A 26,452-nucleotide genomic window follows, 5' to 3' on the forward strand; every position below is an offset into this window, starting at 1 on the left:
ACGACCGGTAGGGCGGTCAGCCGGCAAACGGATTCCGGTCGGCCTGGAGCGCGGGCAGCACGGTCGCGGCGAACACGCCGTACAGGTGCCGCTGGAACATCGGTCCGAAGCTGACCCGCGCCACGCCCCGGCCCGCGTAGTCGGCGACCGTGTGGGCGCCCTGCCCGTAGGCGACGTTCACCGGGCCGTCGAGTTGCGTGGTCAGCGTGCCGATCACATCCAGGTCGCCGACCCCGATCGGGTACACGCAGTCGGCGCCGGCGGCCAGGTATTTCGTACCGCGATCGAGTGCGGTCCGTAACTGTTCCTCCGCCGTACCGGCCTTGCGGATGAACGCGTCGATACGGGCGTTGATCACCAGCGCGTCACCGGCCGCGGCCCGGACCGCGGCGAGGAAGTCGGCCTGTTCGCCGATGTCGACCATCGTCCCGGTCGCCGGGTCGGAGTCCTCGAGGTTGAGGCCGACGGCACCGGTGGCGACGAACCGTTCGACCAGTTCGGCCGGGGCCAGCCGGTACCCGCGCTCGAAGTCGACCGTGACCGGGACGGAGACCGAACGGGCGATCCGCGCCGCGCCGGCGAGTACGTCCTCGACCGGCGCCTGCTCGCCGTCGTCGTACCCGAGAATCGCGGCCGTCGCATTGCTGCTCGTCGCGACGGCGGCGAACCCGGCCTCCTCGATCAGCTTCGCCGACGCCGCGTCCCAGGCGTTCGGGACCACCAGCGGCGTACCGGGAACGTGCAGCTCCCGCAAACTAGTTGCCAAAGACATCAAGATCTCCCATGGATCAGCGGCAGCCCGAAGGCTGGGAACAAAGCAGGTTGGTGGAACGCGAGTACGGCCTCGACCGCATTCTTCGAGAGCGTCAGGACCTTGACCGAGTGCGCGTGGAACAGGCCGTCGGTACCGCGGATGTACATCGCGAAGGCCGGCTGCCCGTTCGCCGAGGTCTCGATCAGGACGCGCCGACCCGGACCCGGCCGGAGCTTCGAGTCGAGCAACCGCAGGACGTCGGTACGCCCGCGGAACCAGGTCGGGATCGGCGGCATCTCCCAGCGCGCGTCCGCGCTGAAAAGCCCTTCCAGGACGACGAGATCCTTGTTCTCCATCGCGGCCTGGAACTGGTCGAGCAGCGCGCGCCGCAACGGTTCGTCCGGCTCGCTCAGCTCTTCCTCCCGCGGCTTCAGCCGGGCGAGCTCGGCCCGCGCGCGTTGCAGTGAACTGTTCACCGCCGCGGTCGTTGTATCGAGCAACGACGCGACCTCGGCGGCCGGCCAGGTGAGCACCTCGCGGAGGATCAGTACGGCGCGTTGCCGCGGCGGGAGGTGCTGCATGGCGGCGACCATCGCCAGCCGCAGGCTGGCCTGGTCGCCGACCACGGTGGCCGGGTCGGCCCCGAGCAGCTGGTCCGGGAACGGTTCCAGCCACGGCACCTCCAGGGCCTGCGCGTGCAGGTCCTCCGGATCGTTGCCCGGGGCACCCAGCGCCGACGGGACCACCCGCCGGCTGCTGTGCTGCAGGAGGTTGAGACACACGTTGGTAGCGATCCGGTACAGCCAGGTCCGAACCGACGAACGGTGCTCGAAGTCCGCGTGGCCACGCCAGGCGCGCAGGTACGTCTCCTGAACGGCGTCCTCCGCGTCGTGCAACGAGCCGAGCATCCGGTAGCAGTGCGCCACCAGCTCACCCCGGTACTCCGCGAACTCCTCCTCGAGGTTCATCGAACTCCTTCCACCACCTTCGCCGGCGCGACCTCGGGGGTCCGGCGGCGGGTGGCGATCGCTGCGCCCGCCAGTGCTCCGAGCAACGACAGTACGCCGCAGCCCGCGAGCGCCCGGGTGAAGCCGTCACCGGTGTAGCCGCCGGCCGCGGTGAACACCGAGCCGAGGACGGCGACCCCGGCCGCGCCGCCGAGTTGGCGGTTCATGCTGTAGATCCCGGACGCGATCCCGACCGCCTCGCGCGGCAGGGACGCCATCGCCGCACTCTGCGCCGCGGGCATCGCGAGCGAGACTCCGCAGCCGGTGACGACCAGCGGCGGGATCAGCTCCCAGTAGTGGTCCGCGCCGCGGCTGACCCAGAGCATGCCGGCCGTCTGCAGCGCCATACCGATCACGACCAGCGGGCGCTCGCCGACGCGATCGACCAGCCTGCCCGCGATCGGCCCGACGATGAACAGCGTCGCGGTCCAGGGCAGGAGTTGCAGCCCGGCCTTGAACGGTGCCGAGCCGAGCTCCGCCTGCATGTACTGCGACAGGAAGAACACCGCGCTGAACAGCGCCGCGGTCAGGAAGAAGCCCGCCGCGTTCGCCGCGGTGAACGTGCGGTTGCGGAAGAACTCCAGCGGCACCATTGCGTGGTCGGTCCGCCGTTCCCACAGCGCGAACGCGGCCAGCATCACGACGCCGATCGCGAACGCGGTCAGTACTTCGGTACTCGACCAGCCGGCCGATTCACCGCGGACCGTACCCCAGACCAGCCCGAGTACCGCGAGGCTGATCAGTACCGCACCGGCGAGGTCGAGCCGTCGGGCCGGGCCGGTGCTCTCCGGGATCTTCGTCAGCACCAGCGCGATCGCGATCACCCCGATCGGCACGTTGATCCAGAAGATCCACTGCCAGGACAGCCCCTCGGTGACCGCGCCGCCGATCAGCGGGCCGCCGAGGACGGCGATCCCGGTCACGCCGCTGAACACGCCGATCGCGCGTCCGCGCACTTCCGGCGGGAACGCCGCTCCGAGCAGGCTCATCGCCAGCGGCATCACGAAGGCCGCGCCGACCCCTTGAACGGCGCGGGCCACGATCAGGAACGGCAAGTTGGTGGCCAGCGCGCAGGCGATCGACGCGGCCGTGAACAAGGTGAGGCCGGCCGCGTACGTCCGGCGGCGGCCCAGACGGTCGCCGAGCGCGGCAGCCGTCATCAGAAGCATCGCAAAACTCAGTCCATAGGCATTGACCGTCCACTCCAGTTGTTCGGCCGTTGCACCGAGGTCACCCCGGATCGTGGTCAGCGCGGCGGCCACCACCAGGACGTCCAGCGCCACCATCACCGATCCGAGCGAGGTCAGCCCGAGAACCCATCGTTGTTGACTCTTCACACCAGTACAGACCGGCGCCGGTGTGCGAACTCATCGGTCCGATGAGGACGAATTTCAGCGGCGGCGGCGCATGCGGCGCTGGGCGGCCATCGCGGCTCCTCCGCTGAGGATGACGAGGAGGGTGGCGAGCGACCAGCGGCGGAGTACCTGGACGGTGTGGTCAGAGGGTTTCGGTGTGGCCGCCGGGCGGGCGATGGCGAAGTCCGTTGCCGGCGCCGGGTGGGTCGGGGTTGGGCTCGGTGATTTCGAGGGTGGTGGGAGGTCACGCTGGGTGGGCCTACTGGACGCCGGCGGTGTGCGTGTGGGCGTGTGGGTGGGGAGGGGCGGCGGGTGCGGCGTTGTGGGTTTCGAGGGCGTGGGAGTCGGACGCGGCGTCGGGGTTGGCTTCGGCGTGGGCGTCCGCGTCGGTGGAGGAGGTGCGGGCGAGGTCGCCGGCGGGGTTGGTGCCGTGGTGGGCGGTGGTGACGTCGGTGGGGGCGGTGGCAGGGTCGGTGGTGGGGCCGGTGGTGGGGCCGGTGGGGGAGGTGGCGCGGCTTGCTGGAGGCAGCCGGCGGCATCGGTGTCGGCCAGGCGCGGGCCCGAGGTCAGCTTGCCGGAGGAGCCGTCGAGCCCGATCCGGTACAGCTCGCTCGCCCGCCCGTGCCCGGTGTGTTCGGCGTACACGCTCGACCCGCTGACGACCACCGAGGAGTACCCGTCCTGCCACGGGATCCCAGGCACGGCCGTCACGACACGGACCGCACCGGTGGCCGGTGAGAGCGTCACCAGTTGCGCCACCCGGCCCCAGGTCGCGACGCCGTACAGCACGCCGGACGAGGGATCGGCCGCGAAGTCGTCCACCTCGAACCCCAGGACCGGGAGATGGACGGCGCGCACCACCCGTCCGTACGTCGAACTCCCCGGGCCGATGTCGATCGTGTAGAGCCGCAGGTGGTCGCGGACGTAGAACTGTGATCCGACGACCGCACCCGCCTCCGCGTCCGCGAGACCACCGACGCCGTGCCGGACCTCGCCGAGAGCCGCGACCGCCGCGCTCCGCGTGATCGTGACCAGGTGCGGCCGGCGCAGCAATCCGCCGCTGACGATCGCGTAGACGAGGTTCTGGGTCCGCGAGTACCCGGCCGCGAGCACCCGGTAGTCCAGGCGGCCCACGTCGGACACGGCGCCGGACGGGAGGTCCACCCGCACCATCCGGGTCAGCGAGAGGTACCCGCCGGCCCGGAAGTCGAAGTACGAGCAGCCGGTCGCGGCCGCCGACGGTGCCACGGGCAGGACGCAGCAGGCAACGGCGGTCACGCTCGCGGCGACTCCGACGGCCCGTCGTACGTCAGCCACTGTCGCTCAGCCGGCTGAGTGCGGACAGGAACGCGTCCGGGCCGACGTCGGCCCCGCCGCTGAACGGGTTCTGCAGCTGGTAGATCGCGAACAGCAACAGCCCGATCGCGCCGGCGAGCATCGAGACGATGAACGCGTACGAGTACAGGCCCGGCCCGCCGAACATGAACATCAGCGCCACCGACATCACGCTGCCGATCAGGATCGCGAACCAGACCACCTCGCTGACGCCGCTGCCGCTCGAGTTCAGCCGGTTCTGCCGGGCCTGGTAGACGTTCCAGAGCTGGTTCGCCGCCTCGACCCGGCGGTCCTCCTGCCGCTCGCTCGTCGTCTTGGCCTGCTCGACGGTCTTCTGCAGCGACGTGAGCAGCGTCCAGCCCTGGTCGCCGACGTCGCGGCCCGCCCGCATCGCCGGCCACTCCCGGCCGGACACCTCGTTCGCGTACGCGCGGGTCAACTGCCGCACCTTGGCCCGGTCCGCCGGTGCCAGCGAATCCCCGGCCCACTGCACCGCGACCAGCGCATTCGCCTCGTCGTACGTCGTCTTGGCCGCCGTGTCCATGCCGTCGAACAGCGAGATCAGCACGAACGCCGCGATCACCACGTTGACACCGCCGACCACCGTGAACACCTGGCCGGCGACCTCGTTGTTCGCCTCCCGCCCGACGCGTTGCCGCCACTTCCGGAGCAGCACCGCGAGCACGGCGGTGACGATCATGATGCTGCCGACCCACAACACCCCACTGACGAACAGGCTCATCCGCCCCTCACCTCGGAGCAGGGCAGGGTAGTGCGCTTTCTCATGTGGTTCCCCCCAACTAGTGATCGCGACGTGTGGCCAGTCGGGCCAGTCCTTCCAGCTCGGTGGCCGCGGGCGCGAGTGCTCCGGCCGCGGTCAGTTCCCCCAAGGCGGCAGTCAGCAGTGCGTCGGCCTGCGCCTGACTGGTTGTCCGGCCACCCGCGGCCTCGACCAGTGCGGCGGTGTCGACCAGGTCGGCGTCGGACAGTTCGTCCTCGCGCCGGTAGAGCGCAGCCAGGCGTCGGCCGGCCGGCGTGCCCGACGACAGCGCTGCTACGACCGGCAACGACTTCTTCCGGCGACGGAGGTCGGAGTACACCGGCTTGCCCGTCACCGACGGCTGCCCCCAGATGCCGAGCAGGTCGTCGGTGTACTGGTACGCGAGGCCGAGGTCTTCGCCGTACAGCCGCAGGTGGTCCACCTGGTCCTGACGGCCGTCACCGAGCAGCGCGCCCAGGGCAGTGCAGCACCCGAGCAAGGCGCCGGTCTTGAGCTGCGCCATGCGCACACATTCCGCCGGTACGACGTCGTCGCGGCTCTCGAACTCGGCATCCGCCAACTGCCCGTCGACGAGCTCCTGGACCGCAGCGCCGAGCATCCGTGCCGCGGCGCCCCGGCTCGGGTGCGCGCTGCCGACCAGTACGTCGAAGGCGAGCCCGAGCAACGCGTCGCCGGCCAGGATCGCCGGACCGAGACCGAACACGGTCCAGGCGGTCGCGCGATGCCGGCGGGCGGTGTCGCAGTCCATCACATCGTCGTGCAGCAAGGAGAAATTGTGCACGAGCTCGACCGCGACCGCTGCCGGAATCGCGGCGCTCGTCGTGCCGCCGACGGCTTGCGAGCTCAGCAGGACCAGCGCGGGACGCAGTGCCTTGCCACTGTCACCATGGGCCGGGCGACCGTCCTCGTCGGCCCAGCCGAAGTGGTAGTCGACGATTCTTCTAGTTGCCGGAGGCAACGTTGCGATCGCCGCCCGGAGCGCCGGCCACACCTGGTCGCGGCTCCACATCAGAACCTCGGCCGCTGAGCGGCCCCTCTGCACCACGGTCATCCCCGTACCCCCTCATCGCCCGAGCTCGACGTTCTCCAGGACGCCGAGCGCGTCCGGGACCAGGACCGCCACCGAGTAGTACGTGCTGACCAGGTACGAGATGATCGCCTTCTCGCTGATCCCCAGGAACCGCACGTTCAGCCCGGGTTCGTATTCGTCCGGCAAGCCGGTCTGGTGCAGGCCGATCACGCCCTCGTCGTCCGCGCCGGTGCGCAGTACGAGGACCGACGTGGTGTTGTTGCTCGTGATGGGAATCTTGTCCGACGGCAGCAGTGGTACGCCGCGCCACGCCTGCACGGTCTTCCCGTCGATCGATGTGGTCTCGGGGTAGACCTTGCGCCGAGTGCATTCGCGGCCGAACGCGGCGATCGCGCGCGGATGCGCCAGCAGCAGTCGTGGTTTGCGCCGCCGGGTGAGCAACTCGTCGAAGTCGTCCGGCGTCGGCGGACCGGTCCGGGTGTAGATCCGCTGCTGGTAGTCGGCGTTGTGCAGCAGGCCGAACTCGCGGTTGTTGATCAGTTCGTGTTCCTGGCGTTCGCGCAGCGCTTCGATGGTCAGCCGCAGTTGCTGCTCGGTCTGGTCCATCGGGTCGTTGTACAGATCGGCGACCCGGGTGCGGACCCGGAGGACGGTCTGGGCGACGCTCAGCTCGTACTCGCGGGGCGCCGGATCGTAGTCGACGTACGTTCCCGGCAGGTCGTCCTCACCGGCATGCCCCGAGGCAACGTCGATCGCTGCCTCACCGGACTTGTTCTGAGCCGGCCGAGGCCGCGACCGCACGTCCTCCAGGTGCGTTCGAAGGCGTTCGGAGCGATCCACCAACTCGGAGAATTCGTTCCTGCTCAGTTTCAGGACGATGCAGCTGGTCGAGGCTCTCGTCGTGTATTCCCACAGATGTTCCGGAGGTTCGGTGAACAGTTCCGTGCCCAGGTAGTCGCCGTCCGCCAGCGTGCCCAGGTCGGTGCCGGCGCCGTACGGTCCGACGCCGGACTTGGTCGCGCGGCCGTGGGCGATCAGGACGACCTCGTCGACGCGGCTGCCGAACTCGGTGATCACCTGGCCCGGTTCGACGTCCTCGCGGCGGAAGCGGCCGGCCAGCGCTTGCAGTACGTCGGGATCGTCGAACCCGTGCAACGGCGGCAGTTCGGTGAGCTCGGCCGGGATCACCTGGACGTCGGACCCGGTGATGGTGAAGCTCAGCCGGCCGTCCCCTACCGCGAAGGTGGTTCGCCGGTTGACGCGGTAGGTCGCGCCGGTCGTCTCCACCCACGGAAGCCGCCGGAGCAGCCAGCGGGGCGTGACGCCCTGCATCTGCGGGACGGACTTCGTCGTGGTGGCGAGCTGCCGGGCGGCGGCGGTACTCAGGCTCAGCTGGTTGCTCATGCGGCACCGGCCTTTCTCGAGATACGGGCAGCGGACGTACCGAGCCCGGTCGGCGTACTCAGCAGTCGCGCGGGCGGGCGGGCCAGGGACGGCTGCCGGTGCGGCAGGTCGGCGGCGCCGTACCGGTGGCAGCCGCGGTGCCAGCCGAGGATGCCGGACATCCAGTTCTGCAGCTCTTCGGCGTATCGGTAGACGATCCGGCGGACGCTGTCGTCCAGGCCGAAGTCGGTGATCAACGCGGGCAGGTCGACGGCGACCACGTGCTCGAACTGGCGCATCCGCGCCGTCATCAGGTCGTTGACGACGGCAACTGCCCGGTCCTTGCCGCAGGACAGGAAATTCTGGACGACGAGTACACCGTTGTGGAAGTCGCCGTCGTACTGGATCTCTTTGTGGTAGGAGAACAGATCGTTCAACAGGCAGGCGTAGTCGGCCGCTGCGTTCTCCAGCGCCTGGATCGGGCGCGATCGATAAACCTCCGGCGGTACCCGCTCACCGTGCCCGATCCGGCACAGGCTCATCGTCAACTCGGACCCGAACGTCCGCCGCCGCATCTCCACGTAGTCCACCGGATCCGGAATCCGATGCTGCGCCAGATTGGCCAACTCCCACAACCAACTGTCGGTCATGCTGTCCACCGCAGCCTTGAACATCCGCCGCTGCTCAACGGTCATCGGCCCCGCGGTCCGCCACCAAACATCAACCAGCGCAACCTCAAGAGCTCCCACCGGCGTTGGTCCTTCGCCCGCTAGGGACATCAGGGCGGAGAGCTTCTGGTTCATCAGCTTCGCCCCGGCCAGGTCATGCCGCTGCCCGAAGACCGCGGGGTAGTAGTCATCCGCGTACGTCCCCCAAGCCAGCCAAGCACTCGCGAGATCCAGTTGCTCTGGTGACGCGTCCGGAAAGATCCCGGCGGCGCACAGCGGCAGGTCGAACGCTTCCAGCATCCGGGCGTCCCAGATGGTCCCGTCGGTGATACCCGTCCGCTCGCCCCACTCGAGGATCGCCGATCGGGAGGCCGAGAGGTGCGGGCTCTGTTTACCTGCGAATGGCATGTAGATGTCGGGGATGTTCGTGGGGCCGACCGGCTGGTGCGGGGTGAAGCTGTGGCTGCGGGTGCGATAGGGGGCGGTGGCGGCAAGCGACGTGAAGGCGCGGAGGGCCGCCGTACCCAACCCGTTCGACCCGACCGCCGCTTTGCCGCCGTTGTTCATGTAGCGGCTGGAGCGGAGGTGCCATTCGTGGCCGCCGGACTGCCAGTCCTGCAAGCCTTTGATGTAGTGCAACACCGCACCGGGATCGGATGCATGCTCAGCAACCACCCGCGGTACTTCGGTCACCGCGGTGTTCTCGAACTGGTGCAGTCGCGACGTGAGGATGTCGTTGACCAGGTCCGCGGCCTGTTGCGTAGGGCAACCGAAGAACGTCTCCATCACGAGTACCGCATTGTTGACCTCACCCTCGACCTCGACCTCGCGCTGGTACGAGAACAGGTCGTTGCGCAGGTGGATCGCGTCCGAGAACGTGTCGCTGAGTACCTGCATCGGCCGGGTCGCGGCGACCTCGTTCGGCACCTCGGCGGTCACGTACTCGACCAGGTTCGCCGACCACGGCGCACCGCCGACCTTACGGCGCATCTCGACGTACTCGATCGGGTTCGCGATCCGGCCGGTGGTGATGTTCGACAGCTCCCACAGCGATTCCGCGAGCAGCGCCTCGGTGGTCTGCCGGAACCGTTGCCGCCAGCCCGCGGACATCGACGGGATCGTCCGGTTCCACAGGTCGACGAGCCCGCGCTCGACCGGGTTCTGCGGTACCACAGAGTGTTCAGGGATCTCGCCCTCGGCCGGCATGAACCGTGGCAGCCGGTCCAGGTACGCCTTCGCCGCCGGGATGTCGCGGGTCTTCTTGTACAGCTCGAGGAAGTGGTCGTCGAAGTAGAACACCCACACATACCAGTCGGTGACCAGATCCAGCTGCGGCCCCGTCGCGTCCGGATGGGTGTACGCGCACAGCAGGGCATAGTCGTGAGAGTCGAAGTCGTGCTCGTCCCAGACGTGATGACCTTCTTGCGGTACGTCGATCATGTCGAACTCGTAGGCCCAGGCCTTGCTGTGTGCGCGGGCACCAGCCAGGTGCGGATTGATCCTGGCCGGGTACGGCACGTAGAAGGCGGGCAGCTCGTACGGCTGCGGCATCGCGTCAGCCCTCGCGGCCGATCTCCACGCCCTCGAGGATTCCCAACGCGTCCGGTACCAGTACGGCGGTCGAGTAGTAGGCGGTGACCAGATAGTTGATGATCGCCTTCTCGCTGATGTTCATGAACCGGACCGACAGCCCCGGCTCGTACTCGTCCGGCAGCCCGGTCTGGTGCAGGCCGATCACGCCCTGGCTGTCCTCGCCGGTGCGCATCAGCATGATCGAACTGGTCCGCGTCTCGCTGATCCCGAGCTTGTTGCACGGGAAGATCGGTACGCCGCGCCAGGCCGGCACCTGATGCCCGCCGACATCGACCGTGTCCGGGTAGATCCCGGCCCGCGTGCACTCCCGGCCGAACGCCGCGATCGACCGCGGATGCGCGAGGAAGAACGCCGGCTCCTTCCACACCAGGCTGAGCAGTTCGTCCATGTCGCCTGGCGTCGGCGGACCGGTGCGGGTGGGGATCCGCATGCTCAGATCCGCGTTGTGCAGCAGGCCGAAGTCCCGGTTGTTGACCATCTCGTGCTCCTGGCGTTCGCGCAGGGCCTCGATGGTCAGTCGCAGCTGCTGTTCGGTCTGGTCCATCGGGTGGTTGTACAGATCGGCGACCCGGCTGTGCACCCGAAGTACGGTCTGCGCGACGCTCAGCTCGTACTCGCGCGGGGTCGTCTCGTAGTCGACGTACGTACCCGGCAGGTCGGCCTCGCCCTGGTGGCCGGCGGCAAGTTCGATGGCCGCCTCGCCGTACTCGTTCTGCTGCGCTTGCGAGCCGCTGCGGAACTCCTCGAGATGAGCGCGCAGGCTGTCGGACTGCGCGACCAGCTCCTCGAACGACTCCTGTGACAACGACAACAGCGTGCAGGGCGTGATCGCCTTGACGGTGTACTCCCAGAAGTCGTCGGACTCCAGGATCGCCTTGTAGGTGAAGTGATCGCCGTCGACGAGCGTCTCCAGTACGGTCTCGTCGCCGTACTTGCCGAGGCCGATCTTGTTCACCTTGCCGTGGGCGATCAGGCAGATCCGGTCGGCCGGCCGGCCGCGTTCGACGATCACGTCGCCGGGCTGGAACTCCTGCTGGACAAAGCGATCCGCGAGCGCCGACAGTACGTCGACGTCGTCGAAACTGCGCAACATGCCGAGCTCGCACAGCTCCTGTGGGATCACCCGGATCTGCGCGCCGGTGGTGGTGAAGGTGACCCGGCCGTCGCCGACCGCGTAGGACAGCCGCCGGTTCACCCGGTACGCCCCGCCCTTGGCCTCCACCCAGGGCAGCAACTTGAGCAGCCACCGCGAGGTGATGCCCTGCATCTGCGGTTCGGACTTGGTGGTCGTGGCGAGATTGCGGGCGGCCCGGGTACCGAGGCTCAACTGCGCTCGGCCGTCGGCGTTCACATCCGGGTTGGTCAGAGTCATGGGCGAACACACCACCGTTTCGGGATCGGATTCAGGCGCGCGTCAGCAACTCGGCGCGCGTGTCGGTGCGCGAGCAGATTCCCCCCGCCGGGCACGACAAGGCCCGGCGCGCTTGGTTCGATGAGTAGTCGGCGGATCGATCGGAAGGAATACGTCGTGCGTGGCGAGCCCCCGTGTCGCCTCGTATCCGCTCCGTAGTGCCTCACCTAGAGTAATCGCCTGACTGCCCACGGCGTCAACCCTTACGCGTGAGCAATTTTCACCGTGGCCCGCCGGATTACGGCCCGGACCGCTTGCGTGGACCGATCAGGTCAGCGGGACGACGGCGGCTGCCGGCAGGGTGGGGGTCCGGGAACCGCCGACGGGTTCGATGGTGAGGCCGAAGGTGGCCATGCCGGTGGTCGAGCCGTTGATCACCCGGGTCAGGTCGCCGGTGGCGAGGCCGATCGAGTGCGCGTTCTGCCGGGGGTCCATCATCCAGAGCTGCCAGGTCCGGCCGGGCGGGAGTTTCGGGAGGTCGCGGAGTACGACGACCGACTTGTTCGCGCGCGACGAGCTGACGACCGTGGCCTGGCCGCCGCCGTTCACCGGTCCGTGGACGGTGTGCGCGTCGGGTTCCGCGAGGACGGCGGCCAGTTGCTGGTTGGCCTGTTCCGCCGCGGTTCGCGCCCTGTACTGGTCGATCGCGATGCCGCCGCTACCGGCGACCACCGCCGCCGCGGCAGCCAGCGCGAAGACAGACCGGCGTTTGATCCGACGCGGTCCGACGGGACTCGCGGGCCGGTCCTGGACGACGGGCGGAAGTTGTCGTACGTGTTCGATCGCCGCCATCACGTCGGCCTTCAACGAGGGTGGCGGTGGGGTCGACACCTGCGTGGCCAGTTTGACCGCGGCGGCGCGCAGTTCGGCGACCTCGGTGGTGCAGAACGCGCACTCGGCCAAGTGTGCCTCGAAGCGCGCGCGTTCGTCGTCCGGCAGCGCGTCGAGCACGTACGGGCCGGTCAGGGTGTGTACGTCGGATTCGGTCATGACGCCTGCCCCTTCGTGGTTCCGAGGCAGTCGCGGAGCCGGATCAGGCCGTCGCGCATTCTCGCCTTGATGGTCGGAAGCTTCGCGCCGAGCTGCTGCGCGACCTCCGGATAGGTGTAGCCGCTGTAGTACGCGAGGTCGATCGACTCCCGTTGCAGCTCGGTCAGCGTGCCGAGGCAGCGCCGTACCTGTTCGGCCTCGAGCCGGATGCTGACGGTGTCGGAGACCTGGTCGAACTCGATCTCCGCGGTCCGCGCCCCCGCCTGTGCGGTGCGATCGGCGGCGGCCTGCTCGGAGCGCACCCGGTCGACCGCGCGGCGGTGCGCGATCGTCAGGATCCACGCGTGTGCCGAGCCGCGGTCGGCGTCGTACCGGGTCGCGGTACGCCAGACGTCGAGCATCACCTCCTGGGTCACCTCTTCGGACTGGGCCGGGTTGCGGAGGATCCGCCGTACCAGCCCGAAGACCCAGGGGGCGACGCGGTCGTACAGGGCGCTGAACGCGGCCGTGTCACCGGTCGCGGTCAGCGTCAGCAGGTCGCCGTCCGAGATCCCGCCGGATCTCTGGTGCGATCCGGCGGGCCAGGGCAGCGAGGTGGGTTCGTTCACGTCAGCTTGCCGGGGGCATGAGTACGGAGTCGATCAGGTACACGGTAGCGTTCGCGGTCTTCACGCCGCCGCAGATCACGTTGGCGCCGTTCACCTTCAGCGCGTCGCCCGAGCCGGTCACGGTCACGTCCTGCTTCTCCACGGTCGGGTGCTTGCCGACCACCGCGGCCGGGTCGAGCTGCCCGGCGACCACGTGGTACGTGAGGATCTTCGTGAGCAACGCGTCGTTGGTCTTCAGTGTGTTGATGGTCGCTGCGGGGATCTTCGCGAACGCGCTGTCGACCGGAGCGAAGACGGTGAACTGGCCACCGTTCAGCGTGGAGACCAGGTCGACCTTCGGGTTCAGCTTACCCGACACGGCAGCCACCAGGGTCTTCAGCAGCGGGTTGCCCGACGCGGCGGAGGCTACCGGTGCGGCCGCCATGCCGTCGATCGAGCCGGCTCCGGACGGGTTGGCGTTCGCGTACGCCGCGCAGCCGGGACCGACCATGTCGCCCGAGGCGTTGCTCATGCTCGGTGTCGGGCTTTCGCCGGTACCGGCACTGGCGCTCGTGCTTGTGGTGGACGGTGAGCCGCTCGACGTGTTGTCGCTACCTCCACAGGCGGATGCGGTCACTGCGAGAGCCAGCGCGGTGACGGCGAGGCCGGCGCGGGTGAGGTACTTGGACATGACGTGCTCGCTTTCCTTGGGTGAGGTGCTTGTTCTGCTGATACTTCGGGGCTACCCGCGGGCCGGATGGGTCACGAGACCATCACGACTGTGTTGTGCAGGCCGCTGGAGCCGTTCGGGCGGGGCGGGGCCTCGCGGTCGGCCTGCAGTTCGCCGTTGCCGTCGGTCGCGCGGACAGTGAGCTTGTGCGTGCCCGGAGTGGCGTTCCAGCGGTACGTCCACTGGCGCCAGGTGTCGGTGGTGTCGGCCGGCGCGAGCGTCGCGGATTGCCACGGGCCGTCGTCGATGCGTACCTCGACCTTGCTGATGCCGCGGTGTTGCGCCCACGCGACCCCGGCCGCGATTGTTGGTCCGGCCCGCAAGTTTGCGAATCCTCTGGGTACGTCGATCCGCGACGACGTCTTGACCGGCGCCTCGACCGACCAGCCACGATCGGTCCAGTACGCGCTGAAGTTCCGGAACCGGGTGACCTCGAAGTCCACGATCCACTTCGTTGCGGAGACGTAGCCGTAGAGCCCCGGTACGACCATCCGCACCGGGAAGCCGTGCTCGAACGGGAGCGGTTCGCCGTTCATCGCGAGCGCGAAGATCGCGTCCCGGCCGTCGGTGAGCGCACTGAGCGGCGTGCCGATCGTCAGCCCGTCCACGCTGGTCGACTTCACCGCGTCGGCGCCTTCCTGGACGCCGGCCTCGCGCAGGATGTCGGCAATCGGTACGCCGATCCACCGGGCGTTCCCGACGTACGGCCCACCGACCTCGTTGCTGACACAGGTCAGCGTGATGTCGCGCTCGATCAACCGCCGCCGCAGCAACTCGTCGAACGACAACCGCAGTTCGTTGCCGACCAACCCGTGGACCCGCAGTTCCCACTGCCGCGGGTCGATCCGCGGTACCTGCAGGAGCGTGTCGACCCGATAGAACTTCTCGTTCTGAGTCATGAACGGACTGATCCCCGGCAGGTCCAAGCCCGCCCGGACCGGCCCTGCGCCATCCTGCACCCGAGGCACCCGAACCCGGGTCCGCAGCTCGTCCCCGGACCCACCGACAACCCGAGATGCTCCGACGGCACCGCCGCCCGCGACAGCCAACGCGGAGACGGTGACGAGGAATCTCCGCCGATCAAACCCAGCAGGCTGCGCCGAGTCGTCCGGCGTGCTCGCCGGACCCGGCTCGGCCGGGCTGCCGGATCGCCTCGTTGGAGCTGATACGCCGCGGGTGACGACGGCCATCGCGGCGACCGCTGCCACGAAGGTGATCGTTGCTGGGAGCAACCGGTTGTAGGTGGTGGTCGCAGCCGAGCGGCTGACGAGCGCGAAGGTCACGCCGATCAGGCCGAGTGTTCCGGCGATCGTGATTGCGGTGCGGCGGTGCCCACGGGTCGCCAGCGCGCCGGCGACGGCGGCGATCACGAGGAGAGTCGTGCAGATGCCGACCCGAAGGAGGGGACGGTCGGCCGTGCCGAGAGTCCGGACGGCCCAGTCTTTCACCGGCCCCGGAGACCAGTCGATGACCTGTACGCCGACCGCGTCGACCGGCCAGGGCCCACCGGTCAGATTCGCAACCAGGTAGCCGAGCGCCAACGCCGTACCAGCGGCCACGATCCCGCCGAGTGCACCGACGAGCGCCACCCGCACCCGGTGCCGGCTCCCACGGCGCCGTCGGCCGATACCGGCGCGGTTGTTGCGCGGTGGTTCATCCGTGGTGTGCATGGGTGTGGTTCGGAGCGGATACGGATGCGGATGGGGTGCACCTTCGGGGGCGTACAGTCGCGTGCCGTTCAGGGGAGTCGTGCAGAGGCGGCGTTGTGTTTCGGAAAGTGATTGCAGGGATGGTGGCCGTGGTCGGTTTGTCGGCCGGTGTGATGCCGGTGGCGGACGCGGCGCCTCAGCAGGTGGTGCAGCTCGGGGGAGTGCCTGGTGACCAGCTGAATGGGCTGACGGAGTTGGTGGTGCAGCGGATTCTGATCGCCGACGACGTCGCGGCATCGAAGTACTTCAGCGGGAAGCCGGTCGACGATCCTGTGCGCGAGCAGCAGATTCTGACGTCGGTACGGGCATCCGCTGTGCAACTCGGCATCGACGCCGACGAGACCGCCGCGTTCTTCCAGGCGCAGATCGATGCGAGCAAGGTCGTCCAGCGCGGACTGCTCGCGTACTGGGCCGCCCACCCGGACCAGGCACCGACGACCGGTCCCGACCTCACCGTGATCCGTCAGAAGCTCGATGCACTCACCACGCAGCTACTCACCGAACTGGTCCGCACCAACAACCTCCGCCACAGCGGCCTGCACTGCGACGTCGCGCTGATCGTCGCCGATGCGACTGCAGCAGCCCGTCACCACGTGGACGCGCTCCACCGTGCCGCGCTCCGCACCGCATCAACGGCGACCTGCTGAGTCAGGTTGACCGTGCCGGGTGACGAGAAGGTGCAGCACCAAGGTGGCCAGCAAGACGACGGCCGCCAGGCCCAGAAGGTCGTTCGGCGCGGCCCCGGCGGTCAGCGCGATGCCGCCGAGGGCGCTGCCGAGGGCGGAGCCCAGGGAGATGGCGCTGCCGTTCAGCGCCATCACGATCGCCGGGGAGTCCGGGGCCAGGGCGGCCAGACGGACCTGTTGCGGTACGGCGGCGCCGCCGTTGCCGATGCCTTGGAGGAAGAACCACAACACTCCGGCGATCCCGGCCGAGGTGAGCATCAGCGCGCCGAAGCCGAGGATCGAGTTGAGCAGCAGCACAACCAGTACGACGGTCAGTACGCGCGGCGCCGGGAATCGGTCCGCCAACCGGCCGGTGATGCCGTTCCCGAGCGCACTCGCCACGCCGTACCCGAACATGATCGCGACGATCATCCACCCGGCCGGAAACGCCGGCCCGAGGATCAGTACGGCGTACGTGAAACACGTGAAGCTGCCGGTGAGGATTCCGGTCGTCACGAGCAGCGCACCGAGCAACCGAGGCCGTCCCAGCGGTCGCAGCTGATCGCGGAGCCGCCCGGCCGGTAGCTGCCGACGGGGGAGCCCGCGCAGGATTCCCACCAGCGCGATCGTCCCCATCGCGGCGACCAGGATCATCGGATAACGCCAGCTCGACTGCCCGATCAGCAGCCCGAGCGGTACGCCGAGAGCGGTCGCCGTCAGCAATCCGCCGAGGACGAACGACAGCGCCTTCCCGCGATGCCGCACCGGCGTCACCGCGATCACATATCCGCTGACGGCCGCGTTGAGCAGACACGCACCGAGCGCCGCCAGCACCCGGCCGGCGAATGCCATCGCGTACGTCGTCGCCAGCCCTACGACGAGGTTGCCGAGGATGAAGACCGCCAACGCGACAGCGATCGTCGTACGGCGTTCCCACCGCGACGTCGCCGTACCGAGCACCGGCCCGGCGAACGCCGCGGTCAGCGCGAACGCCGACATCAACTGCCCCGCGGCCGCCACGCTCACATGCAGATCGGCGGCGATGTGCGGCAGCAGCCCGGTCAGGACGTACCCGTCGATCCCCATCGAGAACGTCGCGACCGCCAGCCACGCCAGCGGTTTGTACGAGAACTCGGTCTCGACGGCGGAGGTGGCGCTCAACTGACGGCGGCTTTTGAAGCACGGGCGACGAGCAGATGCAGCCCGACGGTGGTCGCCAGGATGACGGCCGAGACGCCGAGCAACCCGTTCGGGGCGACGCCGGCGGTCAGTGCGACGCCGCCCAGACCGCTACCGAGCGCGGAGCCGAGTGAGATCGCGCTGCCGTTCAGCGCCATCACGATCGCGGCCGAAGCCGGTGCCATCGAGGCCAGCCGGGCCTGCTGCGGTACGGCGCCGCCGCCGTTGCCGATACCGGCCGAGAAGAACCACACCAGCCCCCAGACCGCCGCGAGCACGGCCGGCGCGAACGTCAGCGCGATCATCCCGAGCAGCGCGTTCAGGAACAGGCCGACGAGTACGACGGTCAGCACCTTCAGCGCGCTGAACTTGTCGACCAGCCGCCCTGTCACCGCGTTGCCGGTCATGCTGGATACGCCGTACCCGAACATGATCGCGATCATCGCCCACTTCACGTGGAAGTGCGGTTCGAGGATCAGCGTCGCGTAGGTGAAGCAGGTGTAGCTGCTGCACAGGATGCCGGTGGTGACGAACAGACCGGCGACGAGCCGCGGCTGACCGAGCGGGCGGAGCCGTTCGACGAGCGTGCCGCCGGGCAGGTGCAGGCGGGGCAGCCGCAGCATGATGCCGACGAGCGCGATCGTGCCGACCACCGCGACCATGATCATCGGGAAGCGCCAGCTGGACTGGCCGATCACCAGCCCGATCGGTACGCCGAGCGCGGTCGCCGTCATCCACCCGCCGAGCACGAACGACAACGCCTTGCCGTGGTGCTCGGCCGGCGTCAGCGCGATCACGTACCCGGTGACGGCCGCGTTCAGCAGGCTGCCGCCGAGCGCCGCGAGCACCCGGCCACTGAGCGCGACCGGGTAGTTCGTCGAGACCGCGACCACCGCGTTGCCGAGCACGAACACGCCCAGTGACAAGACGATCGTCGTACGGCGTTCCCACCGCGACGTCAGCGTGCCGAGGACCGGGCCGGCCAGCGCGGCCGTGAACGCGAACACCGACATCAGCTGGCCGGCGGCCGCCGGGGTGACCGAGAGGTCGCCGGCGATCTGCGGCAGCAGGCCGGCCAGTACGTAACCGTCGATGCCCATCGAGAACGTCGCGACCGCAAGCCAGATGAACGGGCGGTAGGAGAAGGCTTGTCCCTCCGCCGCGGAGGCCGGTCGCGTGTCCGTCATCTGTCAATCTCACCCCGAGCGGCACGCTCCCGGCAAGAGGAATCTGATCAAATCTGCCAGGAATGACGATTTCAGGCGCAGCTCCGATCACACTTACGGAGCGTGTATGCCATAGTCGCCGTGCCGACCTTCGGTGCTGATCAGTACTACGGAGGTCGCCGGAATCGCGGCCAGCCGGGCGCCGGCGAGGGCGGCGGCGCCGCAGGGGCCGGCGGGGATGTTGTGGGTATGCAGCAGTTCCATCGCGGCGCGAGCCTGGTCGTCGGTGACCGCGACGGCGGCGTCGAGGTGGTCGCGGATGACCGGCCAGGCGATCGACGACACCGTGCCGCAGTTGAGACCGGCCATGATCGTCGGCGCCGACGTGTCGACGGATACCGGCCTTCCGGCCTTGAGCGATGCGCCGACGCACGCGGCAGTGGTCGGTTCGACCGCGAGGACCTTCGCGCGGCCGCGGTAGTGCTCGAGCGCGGCCTGCAGCAACGAGCCGACACCCGTTGGCACCACCACCAGATCCGGGACGCCGGGGTACTGATCGTCGATCTCGCTGAAGAGCGTGTCGTAACCGGCGACGATCCACCGCGGCACGTCCTCGTACCCGGGCCATGCGGTGTCCTGGATCAGTACGTCGTCACCGTCGGTACTGTCCGCGGCCAGTTGCACCGCGTCGTCGTACGAACGCCCGGTGTCGATCACGGTCGCGCCCTCGTCGCAGATCGTCTGCAGGGTCGATTCGGCCAGACCTGCCGGCACGTAGATCCGGGCCGTAACGCCCAGTGTCCGCGCGAGGTACGCGAGTGCCCGCCCGTGGTTGCCGTCCGTCGCGGTCACCAGCGTGACGGCATTGACGGTGTCGGCCAGTTCGGCGAACGTCGGCGCCGGCCCGAGCACCTGGTTCACCGCCCAGGACGCGCCGAGGATCTTGAACGCGGGCAGCCCGAACCGGTTCGACTCGTCCTTCACCCAGTAGTTCCCGAATTCGATCAACGGCGTGGGCGCGTAGCCGGGCATGCTGCGATGAAACTCGAGGGAGTCGACCATCCTCCGAGTCTCCACTACCGGCGACTTCTCCAGGTGCTGCGGATACCGTTGCGGGCATGGATGAACCCGTGCCGCGCATCCTCGCGGACCTGCACGCGCTCGCCAACGACTCGACGGTGGAATCCGGCGCTCGGTGGAAGCTCGCCGAGTCCGGCCGGCAGCTCGATGCCAACCTCGTGCACCTCCCCGCCGGACGGCAGATCGGCGAACACCGGGAGCCCGACCTCGACGTCGTCCTCGTGGTCGTCGCAGGCAACGGAATCTTCGGTACGGCGGACGGTCCGCAACAGGTGGCCGCCGGCAACCTCGTCTGGCTCCCGCACGGTTCGACGCGCGATCTGACCGCGGGCGATGCGGGCCTGACGTACTTGACCGTGCACAAACGCCGCCCAGCCCTACAGATCAAACCGGCCGGCAGATGAGCGAAACGCTCCGCCGGCTACCCCCGGCGTACTTCGCACTGGTGATGGCGACCCACGCCGGGCCTTCGGGTTCTTCACGTTCGTTGCCGGAGTCAACGTCCTCGGCCTCCGGCTCGGCCTGGCCGGGATGCACACCGCCACGTCGGTCCTGCTGCTCGTCGCAGGCCCGACGTGGTTCGTCCTCGGGTACGTCGTACCGTGGACCGCTGTTCTCGGCCGATCCAACCTGGCTACTGCGAACGGCACGTGGTTCATATGGGTCGTCGCCAGTCAATCGGTCGCGGCGAGTTGTGGATTGCCTTCGGGGCGTGGCTCGCGGTGTTCGTCGCGATGCTCCGGAACGTCGCGGTCCGGGTCAGCTCGCCGGGCGGGCCCGGTCGAGGGTCGACGGGGACAGCACCGGGTGCGCCCGCAGGTACGCGATGAAGCCCTCGTGGTCGCGGTCGTTCCGGACCGGGTCGGTGAAGCCGGTGAACACCGTCGTACCGTCGCCGCCGATCAGCGTGTACGCGAGCGCGGCGACCCGGTAGTCCCGGTTCAGCTCGAGCGGCTTGCCGTCGATGAGGACCTTCGCCGGGTCGACCCGCTGGCCGACCGGCTTCGTGGTGTCGTAGGTGTAGCTGACGTTCTGCGACACCGCGAACGGCGCGAACTTCACCGTCCCGTTCGGCTGCGGCACCCATTGCGCCTCGAAAGCGGCGTGCAACTGCGTCCCCGGCAGCGTCACAGTCAGGATCGGGTTGCCGTACCCGAACGCTCCCCAGGCCTCGCCGAACAGTACGGTCCCGTCCGCATCGGCCGCATTGGTGCCCTTGGCAAACAACAGGTCGCCGGTCAGCGCGTTCGAACCGGACACCGGCTTGGTCGAGATCAGCGCGAGGTCGGCCCGGCCGTGCTGGTTCGCGTCCCAGTAGGCGAAGTCCGCGGCCAGGTTGCCCATCGTGCTCTCGCCGGCGGCGTTCGCGGTCCGGGTGAAGTCGCCGGTGATCTTGGCGAGTGGGGTGGCGTAGCGCTTCTTGCCCTTCGCGGTCCAGTAGTCCGCGATGTACTGCAGCTCCTCGTCGACCGGTACGTCGCGGGTGTTCGCGTGGTTCGTCGAGGTCGTCAGTTCGCGGATCACCTCGCCGGTGCTCGGGTCCAGCTTGAGGTTGATCTCGTTGATCAGCGAGCCGTGGTTGCCGGCCTCGACGACCGGCCGCGGTACGCCGTTCGGGTCCGGGACCATCATGTTGAACCGGCAGTGCCAGTGCCCGGTGACGATCGCGGCGATGTCCGGGGACGCGTTCGCGGCCAGCTGGAAGATCGGGCCGGACGGGTTCGTACCGGCGTTGTAGTCGTTGCCGGCGACGCCGCCGTCGTGGATGTTGATCACGATCGCGTTCACGCCACGCGCCTTCAGTTGCGCCGCCAGCTTGTTCGCCTGCTCGACGTCGGACAGCGACTTGAGGCCGGGCTGGTACGACGTGGAACCGGTCGGCGTGTCCATCACCGTGAGGTGGATGAACGCGACAGGCAGCTTGCGGCCGCGCCCGGCGTCGACCCATTCGATGTTGTACGGCGGCACGATCGTCCGGCCGGTGTCGGCATGCACGATGTTGGCCGTGTAGAAGCGGAAGTTCGCGCCGCGGAACTTGTGGCCGGTCGAGTCGACGAAGTTGTCGTCGCGGCCGTTCACCGGGTACGGCGCACCGTGCTCCATGTGGTCGACCAGGAAGCTCACCGACTGGTCGAGCTCGTGGTTCCCGACCGTGCTGAACTGCAGGCCGAGCGCGTTCAGCGCCTCGACGGTCGGCTCGTTGGCGTGCGCGTCGACCTCGAACGGCCAGCCGGAGAAGTTGTCGCCGGACGAGAAGAAGATCGAGTTGGTCCGGCCCTCGCGGAGCTGCTTGAGGTGCGTGGCCAGGTAGCCGACGCCGCCGATGGTCACCTGGACGCCCCCGGCGCCGGTGATCACGCTGCCCTGGCTGGGCGTCGTCGGCTGCAGGTAGCCGTGCAGGTCGGTGATGTTCAGCAGTTGTACGTCGACGTACTCGGGTGCGTCGTCGAGGGCGTGCGGGGTGGCGTAGGCGACGTCGCCGACCGCCGTGGCGGTGGCGAGCGCTCCGGTGGCGGTGAGGAACGTCCGGCGGCGGATCCGACTGTTCACAACGAACCTACTTCCTGGCGGGGTGGGTTGCGCGTTCGTGCACATTATTGCCTCTTTCCGACATTATTAAGCCAATGGATCGGTGAGGCGTCAACGGCCTGCTGAACAAAAGCCGAACTCAGATGCTGCGAACGGCCAACGGCGGAAGCGGTCCGCGGGTAGGGGAGAGCAGTCGGTCGTCGAGCGCGTCGAGGGCGAGACTGGCGGCGCCGAGCGCTACGCAGAGCGCGCCAAGCGTGGACGCGCGGACCTCGGGGACGCGGGGGCAGAGTTTCTCCAGCTCCGTTTGGAGTGGTTCGAGCAGTACGTCGGATGCTTGGGAGAAGGCGCCGCCGAGCACGAGGAGTTTCGGGTCGACGATGGCGATCGCGGTGGCAGCGGCGACGGCCATCGCGTGGGCGTACTTGCGTACGGCGGTGCGGGCGGCGCGGTCGCCTTCCCGGGCGGCGGCGAAGGCGCGCTCGGCTTTGTCGACGGTCGGCACGTCGTCCGGCACGACCGCGTGCAAGTGCTGGAGTGCCGCCTCCCATGCGACCCCGCGCAACGCCGACATGTCAGCCGCCGCCCCGAACGCACCCCGCCGCAACTTCCCGTCCAACACCAACGCCAGCCCCGTACGCCGCCCCGCATGAAGAAACACCATGTCCTCCGTAGCGTCGGTTCCTCTGCGTTGTTCGGCGAGGGCTGCTAGTTGGCTGTCGTTGTCGGCTACCACCAGGCGATGGGGGAAGTGGCTGACGAGGTTGGTGCCGGCCCAGTCGGGGATGGCGTTGGCGTGGACGACGGTGCCGGCCGGGTCGACGAGTCCGGTGGTACCGGCGCCCACCGCCCACACCTTCGACGCCGCGAGCCGGGCGTCGGCGGCGCAGGCGGCGATCACCTCGTCGGCCGCCTCGAGGCGCCGTGCCCGCGGTGCCTCGGGGGTCACGGACCGCCGGATGCTCGCCAGCATCCGGCCGTCGAGGTCCGTGAGGACGCCACGGACGGAGTACGCGCCGATGTCGAGCCCCACGACGTACCCGGCCTCGGCCCGGAACCGGTAGCTCCGCGCCGGCCGCCCGCGGCCGCGGATCGCCGGACTCTCCTCGACCAGCCAGCGCCGTTCGACCAGGCTCGCCAGTACCTCTTCGACCGCCGTACGGCCGAGCCCGCTCTGCTCGACGATCTCCGCGACCCGTGCTTCCCCGGCGGCGCGCACCGCAGCCAGAACCACCCGCTCGTTGAGCTGCCGCAACCGCGGTTGATCCCCACCGTCCGACCCCATGATCGGCCAGCATAAACGCCGGTCAGCGGTGGAGCACCGTGGTGACGAGCGCGGCGGTGCAGGTCACGAAGTAGAGGGACCAGGGCGCCAGGTCGAAGGCGTGGGCGCGGACGTGCGCGGCGAGCGCGCCGAGGAAGTAGAGCACGAGCCCCGCGGCGGCGATCAGGCCGAGGGTCGGTACGGCGAACCCCGCGAGCAGACCGACCGCGCCCGCGCCGAGGACGAGGCCGAACGGCACGATCCACTTGTGGTCGACGTGGACCAGGTCGGCCTGCTCCTTCGGGTAGTTGTGTCCGATCAGGTTCGCGACCGCCGCGCTTCCGGTGAGCGCGGCGGCGAGCAACGTGGTGGCCAGGTAGGCGACGTACACGAGTTCTCCGATCCGTAGTTGTGCCTCACGGACGAGAGACCTACGCCGGATGTGACAGTCCGCCGAGTTTTTCCGGGTTGCTGACCACCTGGATCGTTCGGACGGCGCCGTCGACCAGGTGCAGCGTGATCGCGAGTACCGGCCCGTCGGCGGACCGGATCGTGATGCCCGGCGCACCGTTGAGCTCCTCGATCGCGTACTGCGACCCCTCGGGCCGGCGGGTCGATCCGACCAGTACCGACCGCGCCACCGACAGCGGTCCGTAGACGGGTTTGCGTGGGGCACCGGTGCGGCCGCCGCCGTCGCTGATCAACGTGACATCGGGTGCGAGAACCGCCATCAGGCCTTCGACGTCGCCGTTCTCGCAGGCGGCGAGAAAACGTTCGGTGACTTCGCGCTGGGTGGCGCGGTCGGTGTCGTACCGCTGCCGCCGCGCCGCGACCGCCTTCCGCGCTCGGTGCGCGAGCTGGCGTACGTCCGCGACCTGCCGATCGAGGATGCCGGCGATCTCGGCGTAGCTGTAGCCGAAGGCCTCGTGCAGCACGAAGACGGCCCGCTCGGTCGGCGACAACGCCTCGAGGACGAGCAGTACGGCGGTCGACACCGCGTCCGCCCGTACGACGCCCTCGGCTGCGTCCGGGCTGGTGATCATCGGCTCGGGCAACCACGGCCCGACGTACGACTCCCGCCGTACCACCGCACTCCTGAGCCGATCGATCGCGAGCCGCGTCACCACCCGCACGAGGTACCCCTCGGCGTCCTGCACCTCGGCGTCCACCTTGCTCCACCGCAACCACGCGTCCTGCACCACATCCTGCGCATCGGCCACACTCCCCAGCACGCGATACGCAACCCCGTACAACAACCCCCGACACTCCCCGAACCGATCCACCACCATGCGCGTCACCCTAGAACTTGTACCAATCTGTCGCTCGGAGCCCTGAGCTTCCCAACGGTGTTACTCCGTGTCACCATCGGGGTCTGCGGTCGGGGGGACCGCCTTTCCTGTGGGGGGATTGATGGAAGCGGAGGATTCACGAGTCGAGTTGCCGGAGCGCGGACCGGGGCATGCGGTGATTCATACGTTGCTGACGCAGCCGGGGATGGTACGCAGCCGCGGTGCGGTGGCGCGGTTCGTCGGGCTGTCGCCGGTGACGGATGCGGGCAGGAGTTGGTACTCCGGAGCGCTCGGTGAGATCGAGATGGGGCGGAGGTTGCACAAGCTCGGGCCTCGGTGGACGGTGCTGCACGCGGTACCGATCGGGATACAGGGTGCCGACATCGACCACCTGATCGTCGGACAGGCCGGCGTGTTCACCGTCAACACCAAACACCACCCGGGGCAGCGCATCTGGGTCGCCGGACGCGGCTTCCTGGTCGGCGGCCAGCGGCAGCACTACATCCGCAACAGCGAGTACGAGGCGCAGCGGGTCGCCCAAATCCTCACCGCAACCGTCGGTTGGCCGGTACCCGTTCAGTCCGTCATCGCCGTCCTCGGATCAGCATCGCTCAACATCAAGCAGCCGCCGGTCGCCGTACAGGTGCTGGAAGCCGGTGCATTGATCCGCTGGCTGAAGCGGCGGCCACCCGTGCTCACCGGGCGGCAACTGGACGCCGTACTGGGTGCTGTCGGTACGGCGACCACCTGGCGAACGGAACCGGACAGTGACGCCGACCTGAACCGCCGTCCCCAGTTCGACACGCTACGGCGTGAGGTCGGACATGCACAGCGACAACGGTTGCTCTTAGCAACAATCTTCGTGGTGTGCGTACTGCTCGCGGGCTGGATCTACTTCTGGTAGTTCCACCGCAGGCCGACGATGCGACCTTCCGGTAGGTCGGTGCTTGTGAAGGTCTTCTGGTAGCTGCCATCCGGTTCAGGGGTCAGGACGTTCTCAGCGGGGAAGGTGAACCCGTCGGGGAAGTTGCCGAGGGGGAAGGCTGCTATGAACCAGGTGACTTCGGCGGGCGCGACTTCGGGAGCGAACTCGACGGAGAGTTCGACGCGTTCGGTGGCGACGAACTGGCGCTTGCCGTAGATGTCGCCGGGTTGGTCTGACGGATTCTCGAAGGTGACGAGCGAGAAGCTCAGATCGGCGGTTCGGCCGGCGTCGAGTGGTTCCGGCAAGTCGAAGTGGAAGACGTACGAGCTCCGGCCGACCTGGATTACCTTCGAGACGACCGTGTCGTCGTGCGATTCGACGATCACGCGCCGGAGGCCGGAGTCGGGCTCGCATTCGAACGCGTACGAGAAGCGCCGAACGCCGGCGGTCGTGGCGCGGATCCGGCGGCGAAAGTCGACGCGGTGCATCGTTCGGTGTGCGTCGACGTGTACGCGCTCGCCGAGCTGCTCGATCACGTGCGGCCCGGCCAGCGTGGTCTCCTCGTCGGGCAGCCCCGCCCCGTCGACGATCTCCGCAACCTCGACCGAACCGTCGACCAGCATGAGCTCGATCAGCGGCGGTCCCGCGTCGGCGGCGCCAGCCTTCGGCCGCGCGGGGAAGCGGACCGCGATGTCGTCGCGCAGGTCGCGATACCAGCGGCGATCGGCGTCGGGGACCTCCAGTTCGGTCAGCAGGAGGTCGAGTGCGCGGGCGCGCGGCAAGGTCTTGCCGCTGAGGTAGGCGTACAAGCTGGCCTGAGATACGTTGACACGGCGGGCCAGCGACTCCACCTTGATACTGCGCCCGGAGTGTTCGGCGCGCAGCAGCAGCTTCTTCAGCGCATGGCCGAGGCTGCCTCGTGCCCGGGCGACCGGCGGGCCGTCACCAGGCTCGAGCTCCGGCATCGTCACCAGCTCAGGCTAGCGAGTTTTACAGACCTTTCCAGCCTTGCCGCCCGAATG

At 68.8% G+C, this 26,452-nt stretch carries 24 protein-coding genes; 3 read left to right on the top strand and 21 right to left on the bottom strand.

The features are described 5' to 3' along the window. Positions 1 to 16: 16 nt before the first annotated feature. The 13 genes from FB475_RS24915 to FB475_RS24975 form a co-directional block, all read right to left on the bottom strand. On the bottom strand, positions 17 to 772 hold the full coding sequence (locus FB475_RS24915) for an isocitrate lyase/PEP mutase family protein (RefSeq protein WP_141858981.1): 756 nt from the start codon (positions 770 to 772) through the stop codon (positions 17 to 19). Then, positions 772 to 1,722: a sigma-70 family RNA polymerase sigma factor gene (locus FB475_RS24920; protein WP_141858982.1), complete on the bottom strand. Its 951-nt coding sequence runs from the start codon at positions 1,720 to 1,722 to the stop codon at positions 772 to 774. Before FB475_RS24920 ends, FB475_RS24915 begins: the two co-directional genes overlap by 1 nt. Continuing rightward, complete coding sequence (locus tag FB475_RS24925) at positions 1,719 to 3,098, bottom strand: DHA2 family efflux MFS transporter permease subunit (protein WP_141858983.1); 1,380 nt, start codon at positions 3,096 to 3,098, stop codon at positions 1,719 to 1,721. The genes FB475_RS24920 and FB475_RS24925 overlap by 4 nt, the downstream gene beginning before the upstream one ends. Before the next feature lie 54 nt (positions 3,099 to 3,152). Beyond that, on the bottom strand, positions 3,153 to 4,433 hold the full coding sequence (locus FB475_RS36905; RefSeq protein WP_238332399.1) for a DUF6923 family protein: 1,281 nt from the start codon (positions 4,431 to 4,433) through the stop codon (positions 3,153 to 3,155). Next, on the bottom strand, positions 4,426 to 5,193 hold the full coding sequence (locus FB475_RS24935; RefSeq protein ID WP_141858984.1) for a bestrophin-like domain: 768 nt from the start codon (positions 5,191 to 5,193) through the stop codon (positions 4,426 to 4,428). Before FB475_RS24935 ends, FB475_RS36905 begins: the two co-directional genes overlap by 8 nt. A 58-nt stretch (positions 5,194 to 5,251) precedes the next feature. Further along, positions 5,252 to 6,283, bottom strand: coding sequence for a family 2 encapsulin nanocompartment cargo protein polyprenyl transferase (locus FB475_RS24940; protein ID WP_141858985.1), 1,032 nt, complete (start codon positions 6,281 to 6,283; stop codon positions 5,252 to 5,254). Positions 6,284 to 6,295: 12 nt separating this feature from the next. Next, a complete protein-coding gene (locus FB475_RS24945; RefSeq protein WP_141858986.1) occupies positions 6,296 to 7,666 on the bottom strand; it encodes a family 2B encapsulin nanocompartment shell protein in 1,371 nt (456 codons plus the stop codon). Next, the gene (locus FB475_RS24950) at positions 7,663 to 9,864 is read right to left on the bottom strand and encodes a terpene synthase family protein (RefSeq protein WP_141858987.1); all 2,202 of its coding nucleotides are present in this window, start codon (positions 9,862 to 9,864) and stop codon (positions 7,663 to 7,665) included. Before FB475_RS24950 ends, FB475_RS24945 begins: the two co-directional genes overlap by 4 nt. A gap of 4 nt (positions 9,865 to 9,868) precedes the next feature. Further along, positions 9,869 to 11,278, bottom strand: a complete 1,410-nt coding sequence (locus FB475_RS24955; RefSeq protein WP_141858988.1) for a family 2B encapsulin nanocompartment shell protein — start codon at positions 11,276 to 11,278, stop codon at positions 9,869 to 9,871. Between the two features lie 306 nt (positions 11,279 to 11,584). After that, entirely contained in the window at positions 11,585 to 12,307 is a 723-nt protein-coding gene (locus FB475_RS24960) for an anti-sigma factor (RefSeq protein WP_141858989.1), read from the bottom strand. After that, on the bottom strand, positions 12,304 to 12,915 hold the full coding sequence (gene sigK, locus FB475_RS24965; RefSeq protein WP_238332400.1) for an ECF RNA polymerase sigma factor SigK: 612 nt from the start codon (positions 12,913 to 12,915) through the stop codon (positions 12,304 to 12,306). The genes FB475_RS24960 and sigK overlap by 4 nt, the downstream gene beginning before the upstream one ends. Position 12,916: 1 nt before the next feature. After that, entirely contained in the window at positions 12,917 to 13,585 is a 669-nt protein-coding gene (locus FB475_RS24970) for a fasciclin domain-containing protein (protein ID WP_141858990.1), read from the bottom strand. Between the two features lie 71 nt (positions 13,586 to 13,656). Then, the gene (locus FB475_RS24975; protein ID WP_141858991.1) at positions 13,657 to 15,294 is read right to left on the bottom strand and encodes a molybdopterin-dependent oxidoreductase; all 1,638 of its coding nucleotides are present in this window, start codon (positions 15,292 to 15,294) and stop codon (positions 13,657 to 13,659) included. A gap of 128 nt (positions 15,295 to 15,422) precedes the next feature. On the opposite strand from FB475_RS24975, the gene aroQ reads away from it, so the two are divergent. Beyond that, positions 15,423 to 15,980, top strand: coding sequence for a gamma subclass chorismate mutase AroQ (aroQ, locus tag FB475_RS24980; protein WP_202878488.1), 558 nt, complete (start codon positions 15,423 to 15,425; stop codon positions 15,978 to 15,980). On the opposite strand, the gene FB475_RS24985 is transcribed toward aroQ, so the two are convergent. From FB475_RS24985 to FB475_RS24995, 3 genes are all read right to left on the bottom strand, one after another. Further along, entirely contained in the window at positions 15,963 to 17,159 is a 1,197-nt protein-coding gene (locus FB475_RS24985; RefSeq protein WP_202878489.1) for an MFS transporter, read from the bottom strand. The genes aroQ and FB475_RS24985 overlap by 18 nt on opposite strands. After that, positions 17,156 to 18,364, bottom strand: a complete 1,209-nt coding sequence (locus tag FB475_RS24990) for an MFS transporter (RefSeq protein WP_141858992.1) — start codon at positions 18,362 to 18,364, stop codon at positions 17,156 to 17,158. Before FB475_RS24990 ends, FB475_RS24985 begins: the two co-directional genes overlap by 4 nt. A gap of 93 nt (positions 18,365 to 18,457) precedes the next feature. Further along, entirely contained in the window at positions 18,458 to 19,405 is a 948-nt protein-coding gene (locus FB475_RS24995; protein ID WP_141858993.1) for a pyridoxal-phosphate dependent enzyme, read from the bottom strand. 56 nt (positions 19,406 to 19,461) lie between these two features. Here FB475_RS24995 and FB475_RS25000 point away from each other — a divergent pair, with 56 nt between their 5' ends. Continuing rightward, entirely contained in the window at positions 19,462 to 19,827 is a 366-nt protein-coding gene (locus tag FB475_RS25000) for a hypothetical protein (protein WP_141858994.1), read from the top strand. A 355-nt stretch (positions 19,828 to 20,182) separates the two neighbouring features. On the opposite strand, the gene FB475_RS25010 is transcribed toward FB475_RS25000, so the two are convergent. The 4 genes from FB475_RS25010 to sigJ all read right to left on the bottom strand — a co-directional run bounded on the left by FB475_RS25010 (position 20,183) and on the right by sigJ (position 24,505). Further along, the gene (locus tag FB475_RS25010) at positions 20,183 to 21,973 is read right to left on the bottom strand and encodes a bifunctional metallophosphatase/5'-nucleotidase (protein WP_238332401.1); all 1,791 of its coding nucleotides are present in this window, start codon (positions 21,971 to 21,973) and stop codon (positions 20,183 to 20,185) included. A gap of 118 nt (positions 21,974 to 22,091) precedes the next feature. Next, positions 22,092 to 23,237, bottom strand: a complete 1,146-nt coding sequence (locus FB475_RS25015) for an ROK family transcriptional regulator (protein WP_141858996.1) — start codon at positions 23,235 to 23,237, stop codon at positions 22,092 to 22,094. Between the two features lie 22 nt (positions 23,238 to 23,259). After that, positions 23,260 to 23,607 carry a DoxX family protein gene (locus tag FB475_RS25020; protein ID WP_141858997.1) on the bottom strand — a complete coding sequence of 116 codons (348 nt, stop codon included), beginning with the start codon at positions 23,605 to 23,607 and terminating at the stop codon, positions 23,260 to 23,262. 40 nt (positions 23,608 to 23,647) lie between these two features. Further along, a complete protein-coding gene (gene sigJ / locus FB475_RS25025; RefSeq protein ID WP_141858998.1) occupies positions 23,648 to 24,505 on the bottom strand; it encodes an RNA polymerase sigma factor SigJ in 858 nt (285 codons plus the stop codon). 121 nt (positions 24,506 to 24,626) lie between these two features. On the opposite strand from sigJ, the gene FB475_RS25030 reads away from it, so the two are divergent. Continuing rightward, complete coding sequence (locus FB475_RS25030) at positions 24,627 to 25,409, top strand: nuclease-related domain-containing protein (RefSeq protein ID WP_141858999.1); 783 nt, start codon at positions 24,627 to 24,629, stop codon at positions 25,407 to 25,409. On the opposite strand, the gene FB475_RS25035 is transcribed toward FB475_RS25030, so the two are convergent. Then, positions 25,397 to 26,401 carry a helix-turn-helix domain-containing protein gene (locus tag FB475_RS25035; protein ID WP_141859000.1) on the bottom strand — a complete coding sequence of 335 codons (1,005 nt, stop codon included), beginning with the start codon at positions 26,399 to 26,401 and terminating at the stop codon, positions 25,397 to 25,399. The genes FB475_RS25030 and FB475_RS25035 overlap by 13 nt on opposite strands. Positions 26,402 to 26,452 lie beyond the last annotated feature (51 nt).

This window comes from Kribbella jejuensis, assembly GCF_006715085.1.
Lineage (GTDB): Bacteria > Actinomycetota > Actinomycetes > Propionibacteriales > Kribbellaceae > Kribbella > Kribbella jejuensis.